Source organism: Vibrio albus (assembly GCF_003144035.1).
GTDB lineage: Bacteria > Pseudomonadota > Gammaproteobacteria > Enterobacterales > Vibrionaceae > Vibrio > Vibrio albus.
Genome location: NZ_QFWT01000001.1, coordinates 663,702 through 680,753, shown reverse-complemented (window position 1 = coordinate 680,753; position 17,052 = coordinate 663,702). Strand labels below are relative to the sequence as shown.

Here is a 17,052-nt window from a genome sequence, read left to right as displayed (position 1 = left end):
AGCTACGGCTTCCCTTTTTTATTAGAGATATTATTTGTGAATTGGTTTCGATTAGTAGGTTTAGGCGTACTGCTTATCCTTTCCGGATGTGCCGCGACAACTCAGGAACAGCAGAGCGGTTGGGTATATCCTCCTATGGCTGTGCCTCTTCAGCCCAGCATCCAGCATGAGGTTCAGATAGCCCGCTTGAATCAGCTGCTACTCAGAGATGATCTTCCAGATGATATCAGGGCCAAAATGTATTATGAGCGCGGAAGTTACTATGACAGCGTAGGTTTAAGGGATCTGGCCCGGCTGGATTTTAATCAGTCACTTAACCTGAACCCCGTTCAGCCCGATATTTTTAATCTGCTGGGAGTCTATTTTACGCAGGTTGGAGAGTTTGATGCTGCCTATGAGGCTTTTGATTCTACACTGGAATTAGAACCGGGTAACCAGTATGCGGAGCGTAATCGTGCTATTGCCCTTTATTATGGGGGCAGAGCCGATCTGGCTGTGGAAGAGATGACTAAACATTATCTGGATGACCCGGAGGATCCTTTCCGGGCTCTGTGGCTATATATCATAGAAAGTGAACAGGATCCTGAAGGAGCCCGAGAGCATTTGCTGGAGAGGTATCAGCAGAGAACCGAGCAGTGGGGTTGGGTACTTGTCGCTATTATGCTGAATGATGTATCGGAAGAAGTGGCATTTAAAGCCGTGTTGGATGGTACCAGAGATAACTCTGTGTTGGCTCAGCGTTTGACGGAAACGTACTTTTATCTGGCGAAGCGTTACCAGTTTGCTGGTGATTACGCGAATGCTATTGCTCTGTATAAACTGGCATTGTCGTTTAATGTTTATGACTATGTTGAACACAGATACTCATTTCTGGAGCTGGGAAGAATATTTACTGAAGTTAAGGCTCGTCGGAGTACTCAGGAGCAGGAGTAATCGCCATCTTTTTTGAACGTTATTAAATAAAAATACCAGGCTACGATTGCCTGGTATTTTTATTAATACATCAGTTTATATGAATTATCTCTTATTAATAATATGAATCAGGTGTTTTATATTGATATAAATCGGTTAGACGCCTTCTGTACTCACCTGATTCAGTCCCGGTAGCTGATGCCAGTAACCGTTACATTGATAACTCTCAAGCTGAACCGGATGCTCACCATGCTCATTTTCCCTGAATTGATCCAGAACGGTAAAGCTCTCTGTTCCTAACGGGCTAACGCGAACGACATCTACAATCCCTTTCATCGTATCGAGATCATTGATCAGGTTATAACAGTATCCGGACTGAGTCTGGATGCCATTCAGGTTGAAGACGGATTGTCCCTCCTGGCTGGCTACCTGGAGCCCTGTTGGGTAGCGGATACAGCATGTTTTACACTCATCTTTAGCTCGGTTTTCTGCTCGTGCGGTAAAGCAGCGGGCGGAGTAGGCCAGAGGAAGATAGCCATGGCTGAAGACCTCTGTCTCAAACTGACCCCGAATACCCAGTTCTTCACACTGAATAAGGACGTTGTTCAGCCAGTCTCTGGAGAGCTCTACCGGCATACACCATCGAATCATTCCCTGCTTTAAAAACAGTTTTAAGGTGTGGGCGTTATAGGCATTGATGGCAGGGCCTGCGACAAAAGGCAGCTTCTTTTCAGAAGCGAGCTGGATTGCTGACACATCATTGGCTTCAATGGCAAATTCACCGTTATCGATGTATTTTTTCATGACACTGATTTCGCTGGGTGCTTCCAGAAGTGCCATGGTGGAAAGGACAACCTGCTTGCCGCTTGACGCAAGCTCTCTGCCCAGATCAATCCAGTCTCCGGGTTTCATTTCCCGGCGCTTGGAGCAGACTGACTCGCCAAGGTAGATAATCTCGGCGTTAGCGTCTTTGGCTTGCTGATAGAAGGTTTCTACATCATTTTTTGGCCAGAAATAGAGCAGCGGGCCAAGGGCATATTTTATTTCATTACTCATAAGGGGTCTGTTACTGCCATTTTCTGTGGTAAGCACCCAGAGTGGTCTGAGTACCCTCGGAGACATTAGCCAGGGCTTGATTCCACATGTCATCAACGTGGTAGGTTTCCGGGCTGGCTTTATAGCGGTCAATAGCAGCACGCCAGGTACGTGTTACCTGCTCGACATAAGCCGGGCTTCTTTGCCTTCCCTCTATTTTTACTGATGCCACATTTGCCGCAAACAGCTCAGGCAACAGAGAGAGAGTGTTTAAACTGGTCGGTTCTTCCAGTGCATGGTAACACTTATCTTCACCATTAATTTGGGCATTAAACCGGCCTTTACATAACGTTGGATACCCAGCATTTTCACCCATACCATAGCGGTCGATAAGGATATTATTCAGGCGTGACTCCAGGCCTTGTTCGGTTTCCTGCCAGCGAACATACTTCGCCGGAGAACAGGCACCAACGGTATTGGGCGACTCTCCAGTCATATACGAAGATAGGTAGCAACGCCCTTCCGACATAATACAGAGGCTGCCGAAAGCAAACACTTCCAGCTCGACCCCTTGTGGGATATTGCGGGAAAGCTGTTTTACCTGGTGTACCGATAAGACTCTGGGTAAGACAACCCGCTTAATATTAAAGTGGTTCCGGTAATAGTCGATGGCTGCAGTATTCGTGGCAGAAGCCTGAACAGAGAGATGCAGTTCCATATCGGGATATTTTTCTGCAGCGTAGTGGAGCAGGGCGATATCCGCAATGATAAGCGCATCAACACCTAACGCTGCCGCATTATCGACAGCTTTAGTCCAGCGTTCAAACCCATCAGGATGGGCGAAAGTGTTTAGTGCAACGTGCAGTTTTCGGTTGTGGGTGTGGATATAGTCGACAGCTCGTTCAAGCTTTTTACCTGAGAAATTCAGACCGGCAAAATGGCGTGCATTGGTGTCATCCTTAAAACCAATATAGACAGCGTCAGCACCACATTCGACAGCGGTTTTTAAGGCAGGCAGGTTACCTGCCGGGCATAGCAGTTCCATGAACTAAACCTGAGTTTGTATTTTTTATGGGTAAGTGCTTAATCTTACCAGATTCTCCCCATTATTTTAGGGGAGAATTTGCTTAGCTAGTTTTTATGGCGACGGTTTTGTACCAGTAGTTCTTCTACTTCCTGTTTAGGCTGAGGCCGGTAAAAGTGGAAGCCCTGAATGGAATTACAATTCAGATTAGAAAGAAGAGTGGCCTGTTGACGGGTTTCGACCCCCTCAGCCACTACGGTCAGATCCAAGGATTTGCCAAGATTGATGATATTTTCAATGACCGTCACCTGTTTTGGCAGGGTATCGATATCCTGAATAAACGCCCGGTCAATTTTCAGCTCATCCAGAGGGAAGCGGGCTAAGTAGGAGAGGGAAGAGTACCCGGTACCAAAATCATCAATAGACAGAGCAAAACCTAATTTCTTAATACCCTGAAGCATTTGTAAGGTATGTTCACTGTCACTCATCACGGCACTTTCGGTCAGTTCGAAGGTAATACAACTGGGGTCAAGCTCGGTGGTTCGCAGCAGTTTCTCCATATAGTCGATCAGCATTGGATTCCCAAATTGCTGAGGGGAGAGGTTGATGGCTACTCGGCCAGGTAATATCCCCTGTTGTTTCCAGCGTTTTACCGTAGAAAATACTTCGCGCATCACCACTCGACCCAGATGTTCGATAAGTCCGGCTTTTTCAGCCACAGGAATAAACGCCGCCGGGCTGATATAACCCTCGATAGGGTGTTTCCATCGAACCAGCGCTTCCGCGCCATTGATGCTGAAATCTCTGGCATTGACCTTCGGCTGATACCAGACTTCCAGACCATTTTGCTGCAGTGCTTTCTGTAGCTCAATTTCCAGCCACAGACGCATGCGCGCTTCTTTATTCATCTGGTCATGGTATTTAATCAGGCGATTACGACCACGTTCTTTGGCTTCGTACATGGCGGTATCGGCATTTTGCAACAGCAGACGGGCATCGTTCCCGTCTCCCGGGTAGGCCACACTGCCAATTGAGCAGGCTAACCGCTTGCTGAAATGGTGCAGATCAAAGGGCTGATTAATGACCGAGATGATACGATCTGCCAGTGAGTCGACGGTACGCTGATGTTCTGGTTCTGGAAGAATAATACCGAACTCATCACCACCAAGATGGCCTAATATGGCATGAGCAGGCAGAAGTCTCTGCAGACGTGCCGACACATCTTTTATTACCTTATCACCAATGTGGTGTCCCAGTGAATCATTGATATTTTTAAAGTTATCAATGTCCAGATAGAGCATAATGAGTGGTGTTTCATTGCGGATGAAGTGCTCTAACCGGCGGGTAAAGCCGTAACGGTTATACAGTTTGGTCAGCGAGTCATAATGTGAGTCATGGCGAGGACTATCCGGGTCACTGCTGTATTGTTCTGCATCCTGAACGATGACTATCTGAGACTCAGCCCCGTAAATAGTTGCCGTATCCGCAGAGAGCCGGACCTTACGCTCAACGCCGCATCGGGCTCCGGTAAGACAGCTTAAAGGTGCCTCTCCCAACAAAGTTGACAGGCGGGTTTTAAACACGGTTTTGGTTTTTTCGTCAATAAACAGGCGGCTGAGCTCTTCCCCCAGTAGTTCTTCACCACTGTTAAAGCCTAGTAGACGTAAGGCGACTGGATTTGCCGAAATAATGGAGTCATTTTCAACCAGCAGTAAACCATCCGGCAGCAGTTCAGATAAGGTAGAAAACTTACCTTCAGATTCTTCCAGAGAACGGGCTAATACCTGTTTTTCTGAGGTATCCATGGCATGGAAAGCAATGAACTCGATACGCTCGCTACCGGAAGCAATAGGACTAACGCTAAAATGCAGGCTGGTATCATGCTCATACTCGTTTAGCGTGATCTCTGCTTCCAGGCTTTCCCCGTTGAAGGCTCTCTCATAGTAAGGCTTTAGACTATTGTAGAAGGTTTCTCCTAGCACCAAGGCATCATTCATGCCTTCCAGTTCGCCTTTGGAGAGACCGGCAATATCGCAATAGCGTCCATTCACGCTACAGTAGTTATGTTTGGTGTCTAGTATGGCGAAGAAAAACGGACTGTCGTCAGTCAGCTCTGAAAACCATTGTTGTAACTGTTTGCTTGGCATCAATAATCTACCGAATTTCTGCGGAGTATACGCACTGCTTCAGCATACCTCTTTACTTATGATGTTACTATAACGTTGATGCTTATCCTGATAAAGCTTCGGCTCGAGTTATTTCTATAGTTATGCCTGAATTAACATGCTTTTTTGATGCATAGCAGGAATTCTGTGGCGATATCCATTATCATGAAAAAATGATGAAATAACATAACGGATAATCAGTGTGTTAAACAAGATTCGCTCCCATCTGGTTCAGAATGCACCTCTGATTTTGAGACCTTCAGCCCAAGTTTTACCAAAATCAGTACAAACAAAGCTCTTACTGGAGGGGCTTAAACGAGTATTTCATGAGGCTCTGGATGACGGAGACTTTGAATTTCTTGAGAATAAGTGGCTAAAAGTATCGATTCGAGATTTGGATCTTTGTTGGTATATCAGTTATCAGAGTGGTGCCCTGATCACTTCCAATCACGTTGATCTCGAAGATGTCAGTTTTTCCGGAAACCTGAATGATCTGGTGCTTATTGCCGGACGCAAAGAGGATCCCGATACGTTATTTTTCCAGCGTCGCCTGAGTATTGAAGGGGACACGGAGCTTGGCCTGGAAGTGAAAAATCTGATGGACAGTATTGATCTGGATGAGTTGCCTAAGGCAATGCGCTTGCTTCTGGATTATCTGGCGGACTTTGTTTACAAAGGTATGGATACGGTTGAATCGTTCTCTGACAAAGAGAAAGGGGTGATGAATGCTTATCAGAACTGAGGCTCCGGCTGATATTCTGCCCGTGGATCGTTTATTAAAATCGACCTTTCCTACTGATGCGGAAGCCAATCTGGTTATGCGGCTAAGAGAAAACGGTCGGTTAACTCTGTCGCTGGTGGCATGCAGTGATGAAGGTGAAGTCATCGGTTATGTACTGTTTTCCCCGGTATTGATTGACGGAGAAGATATTGGCTGGCAGGGATTGGCTCCCGTCGCCGTGAAAGAGGAATGCCGTAATCAGGGAGTCGCCGCTGAATTGATCCGGGAAGGTTTTGAGTCATTGCGTGATTTTGGTTATCCGGCGTGCGTTGTGCTGGGTAATCCTGCTTATTATAGCCGTTTCGGTTTTGAGGATGCCGCTCAATACAAGATGCATTGTCGCTGGGATGTGCCAGCGGGTGCTTTTCAGGTTATCGAATTGGAAAAAGAAGTCTTTACCGGCAAGCAAGGATTAGTAGAATACTGTCCGGAGTTTTCCGCGTGATGCGGCGAAGTAAAGACAGAAGTAAATCGTTGTAAAAAATTTATGCCAAGAGAACGTGAATATTTAACAGAGATGCAGATAGACTGCTGGGAGCTTCTGCATCCGGAGCGTTTATCCGGGTATACTCAGGCTGAACCGGTAAAAACATTAGTCCTTCCGGGGGGGTGTGAGCTACTGCTGGTGAGTCCGGAACTTCCTGAAAATGAAGAAGCGGAATATTTAGTAAAGATTCTGGCCAGTATCCACTTGTCTGTGGAACAGGTGAAGCATGTTTATCCTCAGCAGCTTGATTCGGTTGATTTTACCGCCAAAACACCAAAATGGATTTGGTTTGCGGGCTGTGCCTCTATGATTGAGTCACCCTCCATTGAGCACAGTCAGCTTCAACAATTGCTCTCTCCCCCATTAACTGACATTCGCGGCAATAACCAGCATCGCCGCGCTTTATGGCAGCAAATTTGTTCCTATGCTTAATATTAACCCGTTACAAACCGAACACTTAGCCGATGTATGGCAGATTGAGCAGGCCGCTCATAGTCATCCCTGGGCTAAATCTATGATCGACAACCTCTCAAGCCGTGGCGCAATGCATTACGGTTTGTTCCGTGAAGGGCAGTTGCTTGGTTATTTTTATGCGCAGAATATTGTTGGTGAAGTCACGATCCTGAATATTGCTATTGGGCCTCAGTGGCAGGGACAGGGGTTCGGCCGTCAGTTACTGGAGCATTTAATTCAACTGACTGGGGATAATCAGGCAGACAGTATCTGGCTGGAAGTAAGGGAAAGTAATCGACGGGCTTTTAACCTTTATGAAGATTTAGGGTTTAATGAGGTGGATCGGCGTCGCGACTACTACCCGGCTAAAAACGGAAAAGAAGACGCCATTATTATGAGCTACTTGTTTTTCTGATCTTGCAAATTATAATCAGGTTATCATTCTATTATCATCGGTGAGTATTTTTCCTTGATACTTACCAGAGACGATGAGTTATAACATTTAACAGGCAGGAAAATGGAAACAAAAAGTGCACGTCTTACTGTATTGATTGATCCGAATAAGAAGCAGGCATTTGAACAGTTGTGCGCCTCTCAGGATATTACGCCATCACAGGTGGTTCGCCAGCTAATCCGGGATTATCTGGATAAACATGGTGTAGAGTACGGACAGGGTACACCAGTAAAAAACCCTCAGGTTAAGAGCTAAGAAGTAAGAAGGAAAGAATACAGAGCGCTTCGCTTCGAGAATACAGAGGCAGAAACCATTTGAATTTCTGTATTCTTCAGGACGTTTACGTCCACTCTGTAAGGGAGCTTGCGACCGTCCTGTATTCTTTCTTTGATTCTCAGCACGCATTCACCGCCGAGGCGACATTGGTAAAGTGGTTTTCAATGCCCACCATATCGATAATACCAGCCTTATACAGCTTCTTCGTTACCCGGCCATTCGCACTGGCTACCAGCACTCTAACCTGATGATTTTGCATCTCACCGATCACTTCCTCTAATGTCTGCAAGCCAGTTACATCAATAAAAGGAACAGATTTCAGATCCAGGATCAGCGTATTGGGATAATCATGAGTGCCGGCCAGTACCCGTTCAAAATTTTCTACGGCGGCAAAGAAGAAAGGTCCTTCAACGCTATAGATAAGCACATCCGAAGGAACCTCCCCAACACCTTGATTTCTCAAGTCCTGATGTAAATCTTCCCGGGATGATTTTCGGATCTCCACGCTGCTGGCCATTCTCCGAAGGAAGTGCAGGGTCGCAAGAATGACACCGATATTAACGGCCACCACCAGATCGGCAAAGACGGTCAGGAAGAAAGTGATCAGCAGAATCACAACGTCGGCCCTCGGGGCCCGTTGTACTATTTTAATAAAGTGTCTGGCTTCACTCATATTCCAGGCAACCACAAACAAAATAGCCGATAACGTCGCCAGAGGGATATGAACCGCAAGGGGGGCAAGTACCAGCAGAATCAAAATCAGAGTTAAAGAGTGAATAATCCCGGAGATAGGGCTGGTGCCGCCATTTCGGATATTGGTTGCCGTTCGGGCAATCGCACCGGTTGCGGCAAAGCCACCAAACAGAGGGGCGACGATGTTCGCCAGGCCTTGTCCAATCAATTCCTGATTGGAGTTATGCTTGGTTCCGGACATGCCGTCTGCCACGACGGCAGAGAGCAGAGATTCGATGGAGCCCAGCATCGCAATGGTAAAAGCCGGACCGATCAGTGTGATGATTTGATTCCAGTGGAATTCAGGAACACGGAATTCGGGCAGTCCTTGTGGAATGCCGCCAAACGCAGTACCAATGGTCTTTATACTCTCGAAGTGGAACAGATACTGGATAAAGGTTACCAGAACCAGAGCCACTAAAGGGCCGGGTATTTTCTTCAGGCCGGGAATCCGGTTACTGTATATAACGAGTGCCAGAGAGATGGCGGCCAGAATGGTCGTCGTCATATCCAGTTGCGGGAAAACCTGAAGCAGGTGGAAGAGCTTCTGGTGGAAGTGTTCACCGTTCACCGCGGGCAGTCCGAAAAAGTCCTTCCATTGCCCGACCCAGATGGTGACACCGATACCGGAAGTAAAGCCGATAATGACCGGATCGGGAATAAACTTGATAACCGCTCCCATCTTGGCCAGGCCAAGAAACAGCAGAATAAAACCAGCCATCAGAGTGGCGATTTGCAGGCCGACGAAACCATACTGAGCCGTAATACCGGACAGAACCACAATAAAGGCACCTGTCGGGCCCGCTATCTGTACCCGGCTGCCACCAAACAGAGAAACAAAGATGGCAGCGATAATCGAGGTGTAGATCCCTTGCTCCGGCTTTGCGCCCGATGCAATAGCAAAGGCCATGGCCAGTGGCAGTGCGACAACGCCGACAATAACACCTGAAACTAAGTTGCGTACCCAGTGCCGGGGACGCAACAACCCTGCCTGAGAGGCTTCGATTATCGCTAACATGATGATCTCGGAAGTAATATGAAATGATAATGGTATTATAATCCTGTGTTAATTGATGATCTAGGGGTAAATTGGATTGATCTTTAGGGTTATTCCCGGTTATCAGACTGCCCATAGAAATTTGAGCAAAAATTGATATAATCTCGCCTCTCAAAATTTCTCCTTGCCGCAGCATGTGTGCGTGCGGCTTTGTACAAAGTAGAAGATTTACGTTCATGTCAAATGCTCCTTTTTTAAGCGAAGTCTCCAAGCGCAGAACTTTCGCTATCATCTCTCACCCGGATGCGGGTAAGACCACTATTACTGAAAAAGTCCTTTTGTTCGGACGTGCGATTCAGACAGCCGGTACCGTAAAAGGCCGAGGCTCGGCTCAGCACGCCAAATCAGACTGGATGGAGATGGAAAAAGAGCGGGGGATTTCGGTAACGACGTCCGTTATGCAGTTCCCATACAATGACTGCCTGGTTAACCTGCTGGATACTCCGGGACACGAAGATTTCTCGGAAGATACTTACCGTACGCTGACGGCGGTGGACTCATGTTTGATGGTGATCGACGCAGCGAAAGGTGTCGAAGACCGAACCCGTAAGCTGATGGAAGTGACCCGTCTGCGTGATACGCCAATTATCACTTTCATGAACAAACTTGACCGTGACATCCGCGATCCGATGGAACTGCTGGACGAAGTAGAGAGCGAACTGAATATTGCCTGTGCGCCGGTTTCATGGCCGATTGGCTGCGGTAAAGAGTTTAAAGGTGTTTATCATATTCACCGTGACGAAGCGATTCTGTACTCTACGGGTCAGGGCCACACGATTCAGGAAGAGCGTATTGTTAAAGGACTGGACAACCCTGAACTGGATACCGCTGTTGGTGAAGAGCTGGCGGAACAACTGCGTGAAGAGCTGGAGCTGGTGCTTGGTGCCTCTCATGAGTTTGATCATGATCTGTTTATGAGTGGCGAACTGACGCCGGTTTTCTTTGGTACTGCTTTGGGTAACTTCGGTGTAGACCATATGTTGGATGGGCTGACGAAGTGGGCTCCAACACCGCTTGCCCGTAAGGCAAATGAGCGTGAAGTAGAAGCAACAGAAGAAAAATTCAGCGGTTTTGTGTTTAAGATCCAGGCGAACATGGATCCTAAGCACCGCGACCGTATCGCCTTTATGCGTATTGTATCCGGTACATACACTCAAGGCATGAAGATGAATCATGTCCGCATTGGTAAGCAGGTGAGCATTTCTGATGCGGTAACCTTTATGGCTGGTGACCGTTCACGCGCTGAAAATGCGTATGCCGGGGATATTATCGGTCTGCATAACCACGGTACTATCCAGATTGGTGATACTTTTACCCAAGGTGAAAGCCTGAAGTTTGCCGGTATTCCAAACTTTGCTCCGGAGCTGTTCCGTCGAATCCGTCTGAAAGATCCTCTGAAGCAGAAGCAACTGCTGAAAGGTCTGGTTCAGCTTTCTGAAGAAGGTGCGGTACAGGTGTTCCGTCCGCTACAGAATAATGACCTGATCGTTGGTGCGGTGGGTGTGCTGCAGTTTGATGTGGTGGTTGCCCGTCTGAAAGCCGAGTACAACGTTGAAGCGATTTATGAAAGTGTTAACGTCGCCACAGCCCGCTGGGTTGAGTGTGGCGATGATAAGAAGCTGGAAGAGTTTAAGCGTAAGAACCAGACTAACCTGGCCTTGGACGGCGGTGATAACCTGACCTATGTCGCCCCAACCATGGTTAACTTGAATCTGGCTCAGGAACGTTTCCCTGATGTGGATTTCCGCGCGACGCGTGAGCATTAATTCTGGCCTAACAACCGTAAATAAAAATGGAGCCATTCGGCTCCATTTTTTATGCTTGATAAATTTTCTTCATTATCAAAGGACTACTCACGCTCTTTGGTATACGGAACACCAATCGCTTTCGGGCCAACGGCTTTACCGATGAAACCAGCCAGCAGGAAGACGGTCAGAATATACGGTATCGCTTCGATTGCCTGAACCGGAATAGCAAAGTCCCCGATAGACACGCCTTGCAGGCGGATAGACAGCGCATCCAGGAAGCCGAACAGCAGACAGGCACCCATAGCGGTAAACGGACGCCATTTACCGAAGATCAAAGCCGCCAGAGCCATATAGCCTTTACCGGCACTCATATTCGGGATGAACTGAGCCGTCTGACCGACAGACAGGTAAACCCCGCCGATACCAACCAGTATGCCACAGATAAGCAGGCCACTATAGCGCATGCCGACAACTGAAATACCAGCAGTATCGACTGCAGACGGAGACTCGCCTACCGCACGTAAGCGCAGACCGAACCGGGTACGGAACATGATAAACCAGGCCAGTGGCACAATCATAAACGCGGCATATTCCAGGATGGAGTGACCACTGATCAGTTCTGAATAAAGCAGGCCGATGACCGGAGTATCTGCCAGAGCATCTGCGCCCGGAAGGTGGATCGGAGCAAAGCGGGCATCACCGGATAGCGCCGGAGTCTGGCCACCCTGATGGAACCAGTAACGGCCCAGAGTAATCGTCAGACCCGTTGCCAGAATATTGATCGCCATACCACTCACTACCTGATCGCCGCGGTGAGTAATTGAGGCAAAGCCATGAAGCAGTGAGAGCAGAACAGAAATCGCAATACCAGCCAGAAGACCCAGCCATGCAGAACCGGTTATGTGTGCCACCGCTGCGCCCGCAAATGCGGCAGCCAGCAGCTTTCCTTCCAGTGCAATGTTGACCACACCGGAACGTTCACTGAACATACCTGCCAACGAAGCCAGAATAAGGGGAGTCGCAACCCGGATGGTCGCATCCAGCATCAGAATAATAGTTTCAAACATGATTAAGCGGCTCCGTTATCAGGTTTCGCAAACAGTTTCAGGTAGGTACGTTCCAGAGACGGACGGAACATATGTTCCAGTGCACCAGAGAACAGGATAACCAGTCCCTGCAGTACCACGACGATATTTCGGTCAATACCATATTCAAAGCTAAGCTCAGCACCACCCTGATACAGGAAGCCGAACAACAGGCTGGCCAGTAGTACACCAACAGGGTGGTTACGACCCATCAGTGCGACAGCGATACCGGTGAAACCAAAACCCTCGACGAAGTTCAGTTTGATCTGGTGCAGCTCTCCCTGAAGTACGTTCAGGCCGAAGAAACCACTGAGCATACCGGAAACCAGCATCGTCAGAACGATAACTTTCAGATAGTTGATGCCTGCATAACCGGCCGCAGAGGCATTAGCCCCGATAGAACGGATTTCATAGCCCCAGCGAGAGTGCCAGATAAACAACCAGACAAACAGGCAGCAGAGCAGGGCAAAGAAGAAGCTCAGGTTGAGCGGACTCGAGGCCATCTCAATACCAACAGCGCCTAACATCTCATGCATTTTGGGTAGCCAGCTCTGAGCCGCAAATACCCGGCTTTCTGTTGCCATGGTTCCTTCTGGCTTCAGGATATCAACCAGCAGGTAGGCCATGAGCGATGCCGCGATAAAGTTAAACATAATGGTGGTAATTACGATGTGTGAGCCTCGTTTTGCCTGCAAATAAGCAGGAATAAACGCCCAGGCTGCACCAAACAGACCACCGGCAACGATGGCGACCGGGAATACTACATACCATGGTGCGACGTCACCCAGTGTCAGGCAGATAAGACCAACACCAAGACCACCGATGTAAGCCTGACCTTCACCACCGATATTAAAGAGTCCGGCATGGAAAGCGACAGCTACCGCAAGGCCGGTAAAAATAAAGCCGGTCGCATAATAAAGCGTATAGCCAAACCCTTCGGCATAACCAAAGGCTCCGGTCCACATCGTTTTTGCCGCCTCTACCGGACTGACGCCAATATAGACGAACAGCAGGGCTGAGACTAAAAAGGCAACCAGTACATTGATGGCAGGCAACAGAGCAACGGTTACCCAGGCAGGTACTTTTTTCTGACTCATGATACTTCTCCCTGAGTGGATTGCAGGTGTTCCGGAAGGATATTCGCCATCATCAGACCAAGCGTTTTCTCATCGGCTTGTTCTGCGCTGACTTCGCCAACGATAGCCCCGTCGAATACGACAATGATTCGGTCGGCAAGGCTCAGAATTTCATCCAGCTCTACAGAAACGAGAAGAACGGCTTTATCTTCATCGCGAGCAGTAATGATCTGTTTGTGAATATATTCGATAGCACCGATATCTATCCCACGGGTCGGCTGACCAACCAGCAGTATGTCGGGGTTTTCTTCCATTTCCCGTGCGATAACGAGCTTTTGCTGGTTACCACCGGAGAAGTTGGCCGTTTTCAGGTTGACATCGTTCGGACGTACGTCCCACTTGTCCATACTGATCTGGCACTGCTCTTCAATCGCCGCTTTATCCTGTAACAGTCCTTTGTTGTATTTCGGCAGATTGTGGTAGCCGAGGATATACGCTTCTTTCGCTTCGAACTTATTGATCAGGCCCTGCTTGTGGCGGTCTTCCGGAATATGACCTACGCCGATGTAGCGGATATGCTGAGGGTCAAGGTGCTGTTCTGCTGAAATAGTATGGCCGTTCAGTTCAATACTTCCTGAGTCAGGCTGTAGGATACCGGATAGCAAACCGAGTATCTCTGACTGACCATTACCGGATACCCCGGCGATGCCGACGATTTCTCCGGCACGCACAGAGAAGTTGATCCCTTTAACACGCTGGACACCAGCATCGTCAAAATAAGATAAGTCGTTAACCTTAACCAGTTCGCTTTTCGGTTTCGCTTTTTCTTTCTCGACTTTTAATCGGACCTTGCGCCCGACCATCAGTTCTGCCAGTTCTTCCTGATTGGTTTCAGCTGTTACAACGTGACCGACCATTTGTCCCTGACGCATCACTGATACGTTGTCGGTAATGGCCAGAACTTCCCGTAGTTTGTGGGTAATGATCATCACTGTTGTGCCCTGAGCACGCAGTTTATCCAGGATCTTAAACAGATGATCGGCTTCCTGAGGGGTCAGAACCCCGGTCGGCTCATCAAGGATAAGAATTTTCGCGTCACGATAGAGGGCTTTCAAAATCTCTACACGTTGCTGAAGGCCGACGGGAAGATCTCCGACAACCGCATCCAGCGGGACTTCCAGTCCATAATCTTTTTCGATTTGTTGCAGTTTTTTTCTGGCGGAACTCAGGCTTTCGTTGAGTTTCCAGCCACCTTCAGCACCCAGAATAATGTTTTCCAGAACGGTAAAGGTTTCAACCAACATAAAGTGCTGGTGGACCATACCGATTCCCGCTGCAATGGCTTCCTGGGAGTTGGATGGTTGGTAAGGTTGGTCATTAACCAGCATCGAGCCAACATCGGCATGGTAAAAGCCGTAAATGATGCTCATCAGCGTGGATTTTCCGGCACCATTTTCACCAATAATGCCATGAATTGTGCCAGCAGGAACTTGCAGGTCGATTGCACGGTTCGCATGCACGGCACCGAAACGTTTATCTATCTGTTTGAGTTCAATGGCAAAGTTATCTTGAGCCACGTGCATTTTTCCTGATTTTTTATGAATAGGTTTAGTGCTTTAAATATAGCAGTACGCCGCTGTAAGGATACAGCGGCGTGCGTTTAACAAGCGAAAACAGGCGTACGCTTAGTAAGTGCAGGTATTGTCTGACATATAGTCATGAACCATGATCTTACCAGCGATAATGTCAGCCTTCAGGCTTTCCACGTAAGCTTTCATTTCAGGAGTGATCAGGTCAGCGTTGTACTCATCCAGAGCCCACTCAACACCGCCTTCTTTCAGGCCAAGTACTTTGATGCCTGGTTTCCAGCTGCCTTCCATGCCTTCTTCCCAGGTTTTGTATGCTGCGACACCCACACGCTTAACCATAGAGGTCAGCATGGTACCCGGATGAAGGTGGTTTTGGTTAGCGTCAACGCCGATAGCAAATTTACCGGCATCTTTTGCTGCCTGGTAAACACCAAGGCCAGTACCGCCAGCGGCTGCGTAGATGACGTCTGCACCTTTAGAGAACTGAGATTTTGCCAGCTCAGAACCTTTTGCCGGGTCAGCAAAGGCTGCAGGAGTTGAGCCAGTCATGTTCTGTAGAACGGTTGCTTCAGAGTTTGCGTATTTTGCACCCTGCTCGTAACCACATTCAAACTTACGAATCAGCGGGATATCCATACCGCCAACGAAGCCGACAGTCCCTGTTTTAGATGCTTTAGAGGCAAGAGCACCCACCAGGAAAGAACCTTCATGTTCTTTGAATACAATAGACTGAACGTTTGGTTTATCAACCACCGAGTCAATGATGGCGAAATGGATATCAGGGAATTCAGTCGCTACTTTTTCAATGGCAGAAGCCATATTGAAACCGACCGCAACGATAGGGCTGAAACCTCGGCTTGCCAGACGACGTAACCCTTGCTCACGCTGAGCTTCATTCTGTGGTTCAAATTCACGAACCTTAACGCCTTTATCTGCTTCAAATACTTTCACACCGTTCTGAAAAACAGCTTCGTTGAACGATTTGTCGAATTTACCTGCCGTATCATAGATAACCGCTGGTTTTGGTGCTGAAAATGCAGCAAACGAAGACATGGCCATCGCCAGTGCAGTCAGTTTTAAAGTGGTTTTTTTCACGAGAGTGTCCCTATATTTGTCAAAATATACAGTTAGTGGGTATCTAACCCTGTACCTTTGTGTAATGCCGTTGTGTAAATATTATTTTAGATGTAAATCAAGTAACCTGACGATTTTATCGTTTGCTATTAAAAATGAAAAGCAGTCAGCTCACAAGCTTTAGGGCTATTTTTTGCTTTTTTAATGCTAATTGCCCTGAAATGAGCGATATTCTTACCAAATTGTAACAAATAGATAATAGGACAGATGCCTTGTTAAAAATACCGCCTCCTCTTTTTGACACTCACTGTCATCTGGATTTTGAACCATTTAAAAATGATCTCAGCGGAGAAATTGAGAAAGCCCGGACTGCCGGAGTGGAGAAAATATTTATCCCCTCTGTCGGGGAATGGAACTGGGATGAGGTCGCAAGGATCTCTGAAATTTATCCGGGTATATATTACGGGCTTGGTATGCATCCTTATTTTTTTGATCGGCACACCTATGAGCATGTTGCTTTACTGGATTCCCGGTTACAGCAACAGTGCCGTCATGGTGTGCAATCAGGCTGTGTTGCGGTAGGGGAATGCGGGCTGGATTTTGCGTTGACTGAGTATGACGAAGCAGCCCAACAGGCCCTGTTCGAACAGCATATCGGTTTAGCGAAAAAGTATTCTCTGCCTTTGGTTCTGCATTGCCGGAAGGCACATCAGCCTATGGTGAAAATGCTGAAAAAAGCTCAGTTATCCGGTGGCGGAGTGTTGCATGGTTTTTCAGGCAGTTATCAGCAGGCTAAATCTTTTATCGATCTCGGTTTTTATATTGGTGTCGGAGGAACGATCACTTATCCGAGAGCCAATAAAACCCGCAGTACGATTTCCGCTCTTCCGCTCGATTCTCTGGTTTTAGAAACGGATGCTCCGGATATGCCTCTGTATGGATATCAAGGAAGACCCAATCACCCCATGATGCTTAAAATGGTGCTAAATGAGTTAATTTTGTTGCGAAAAGAAGAGGAGCAAACGATTGCCTGTCAAATCTGGCAAAATGGGTGTAATTTGTTTGGTTTTAGTTGACTTTCTGTTAAAAAGATAATGTCTGTAA

At 47.7% G+C, this 17,052-nt stretch carries 16 protein-coding genes; 8 read left to right on the top strand and 8 right to left on the bottom strand.

Annotated elements, in window-relative coordinates; all coding sequences use genetic code 11:
- Positions 1 to 36: 36 nt before the first annotated feature.
- On the top strand, positions 37 to 933 hold the full coding sequence (nlpI, locus tag DI392_RS03070) for a lipoprotein NlpI (RefSeq protein ID WP_109318415.1): 897 nt from the start codon (positions 37 to 39) through the stop codon (positions 931 to 933).
- Between the two features lie 135 nt (positions 934 to 1,068).
- On the opposite strand, the gene DI392_RS03065 is transcribed toward nlpI, so the two are convergent.
- From DI392_RS03065 to DI392_RS03055, 3 genes are all read right to left on the bottom strand, one after another.
- Complete coding sequence (locus tag DI392_RS03065) at positions 1,069 to 1,956, bottom strand: U32 family peptidase (RefSeq protein ID WP_425445674.1); 888 nt, start codon at positions 1,954 to 1,956, stop codon at positions 1,069 to 1,071.
- 22 nt (positions 1,957 to 1,978) lie between these two features.
- Positions 1,979 to 2,992, bottom strand: a complete 1,014-nt coding sequence (ubiU, locus tag DI392_RS03060; protein WP_109318413.1) for a ubiquinone anaerobic biosynthesis protein UbiU — start codon at positions 2,990 to 2,992, stop codon at positions 1,979 to 1,981.
- A gap of 86 nt (positions 2,993 to 3,078) precedes the next feature.
- The gene (locus DI392_RS03055) at positions 3,079 to 5,118 is read right to left on the bottom strand and encodes a sensor domain-containing protein (RefSeq protein WP_109318412.1); all 2,040 of its coding nucleotides are present in this window, start codon (positions 5,116 to 5,118) and stop codon (positions 3,079 to 3,081) included.
- A 220-nt stretch (positions 5,119 to 5,338) separates the two neighbouring features.
- Between DI392_RS03055 and ubiT the strand changes: the two genes are divergently transcribed.
- From ubiT to DI392_RS03030, 5 genes are all read left to right on the top strand, one after another.
- Positions 5,339 to 5,878 (top strand): ubiquinone anaerobic biosynthesis accessory factor UbiT, encoded by a 540-nt coding sequence (ubiT, locus tag DI392_RS03050; RefSeq protein ID WP_109318411.1) that lies wholly within the window; start codon positions 5,339 to 5,341, stop codon positions 5,876 to 5,878.
- Positions 5,862 to 6,362: a GNAT family N-acetyltransferase gene (locus tag DI392_RS03045; RefSeq protein ID WP_109318410.1), complete on the top strand. Its 501-nt coding sequence runs from the start codon at positions 5,862 to 5,864 to the stop codon at positions 6,360 to 6,362. The genes ubiT and DI392_RS03045 overlap by 17 nt, the downstream gene beginning before the upstream one ends.
- Positions 6,363 to 6,404: 42 nt before the next feature.
- Positions 6,405 to 6,836, top strand: a complete 432-nt coding sequence (locus tag DI392_RS03040) for a DNA polymerase III subunit psi (RefSeq protein ID WP_109318409.1) — start codon at positions 6,405 to 6,407, stop codon at positions 6,834 to 6,836.
- On the top strand, positions 6,829 to 7,272 hold the full coding sequence (rimI, locus tag DI392_RS03035) for a ribosomal protein S18-alanine N-acetyltransferase (protein ID WP_109318408.1): 444 nt from the start codon (positions 6,829 to 6,831) through the stop codon (positions 7,270 to 7,272). Before DI392_RS03040 ends, rimI begins: the two co-directional genes overlap by 8 nt.
- A 102-nt stretch (positions 7,273 to 7,374) precedes the next feature.
- Entirely contained in the window at positions 7,375 to 7,566 is a 192-nt protein-coding gene (locus DI392_RS03030; RefSeq protein ID WP_109318407.1) for a ribbon-helix-helix domain-containing protein, read from the top strand.
- A 139-nt stretch (positions 7,567 to 7,705) separates the two neighbouring features.
- On the opposite strand, the gene DI392_RS03025 is transcribed toward DI392_RS03030, so the two are convergent.
- Positions 7,706 to 9,337: a SulP family inorganic anion transporter gene (locus DI392_RS03025; RefSeq protein WP_109318406.1), complete on the bottom strand. Its 1,632-nt coding sequence runs from the start codon at positions 9,335 to 9,337 to the stop codon at positions 7,706 to 7,708.
- Between the two features lie 215 nt (positions 9,338 to 9,552).
- On the opposite strand from DI392_RS03025, the gene prfC reads away from it, so the two are divergent.
- Complete coding sequence (gene prfC, locus DI392_RS03020; protein WP_109318405.1) at positions 9,553 to 11,142, top strand: peptide chain release factor 3; 1,590 nt, start codon at positions 9,553 to 9,555, stop codon at positions 11,140 to 11,142.
- Positions 11,143 to 11,225: 83 nt separating this feature from the next.
- Here prfC and DI392_RS03015 read toward each other — a convergent pair whose 3' ends face one another.
- The 4 genes from DI392_RS03015 to DI392_RS03000 all read right to left on the bottom strand — a co-directional run bounded on the left by DI392_RS03015 (position 11,226) and on the right by DI392_RS03000 (position 15,969).
- A complete protein-coding gene (locus tag DI392_RS03015; protein WP_109318404.1) occupies positions 11,226 to 12,191 on the bottom strand; it encodes an ABC transporter permease in 966 nt (321 codons plus the stop codon).
- Positions 12,192 to 12,193: 2 nt separating this feature from the next.
- Positions 12,194 to 13,306: an ABC transporter permease gene (locus DI392_RS03010; RefSeq protein WP_109318403.1), complete on the bottom strand. Its 1,113-nt coding sequence runs from the start codon at positions 13,304 to 13,306 to the stop codon at positions 12,194 to 12,196.
- Positions 13,303 to 14,862, bottom strand: coding sequence for an ABC transporter ATP-binding protein (locus DI392_RS03005; RefSeq protein ID WP_245883912.1), 1,560 nt, complete (start codon positions 14,860 to 14,862; stop codon positions 13,303 to 13,305). Before DI392_RS03005 ends, DI392_RS03010 begins: the two co-directional genes overlap by 4 nt.
- A gap of 108 nt (positions 14,863 to 14,970) precedes the next feature.
- Positions 14,971 to 15,969: a BMP family lipoprotein gene (locus DI392_RS03000; RefSeq protein ID WP_245883910.1), complete on the bottom strand. Its 999-nt coding sequence runs from the start codon at positions 15,967 to 15,969 to the stop codon at positions 14,971 to 14,973.
- Positions 15,970 to 16,220: 251 nt separating this feature from the next.
- Between DI392_RS03000 and DI392_RS02995 the strand changes: the two genes are divergently transcribed.
- Complete coding sequence (locus DI392_RS02995; protein WP_245883908.1) at positions 16,221 to 17,024, top strand: TatD family hydrolase; 804 nt, start codon at positions 16,221 to 16,223, stop codon at positions 17,022 to 17,024.
- Positions 17,025 to 17,052: the final 28 nt, after the last annotated feature.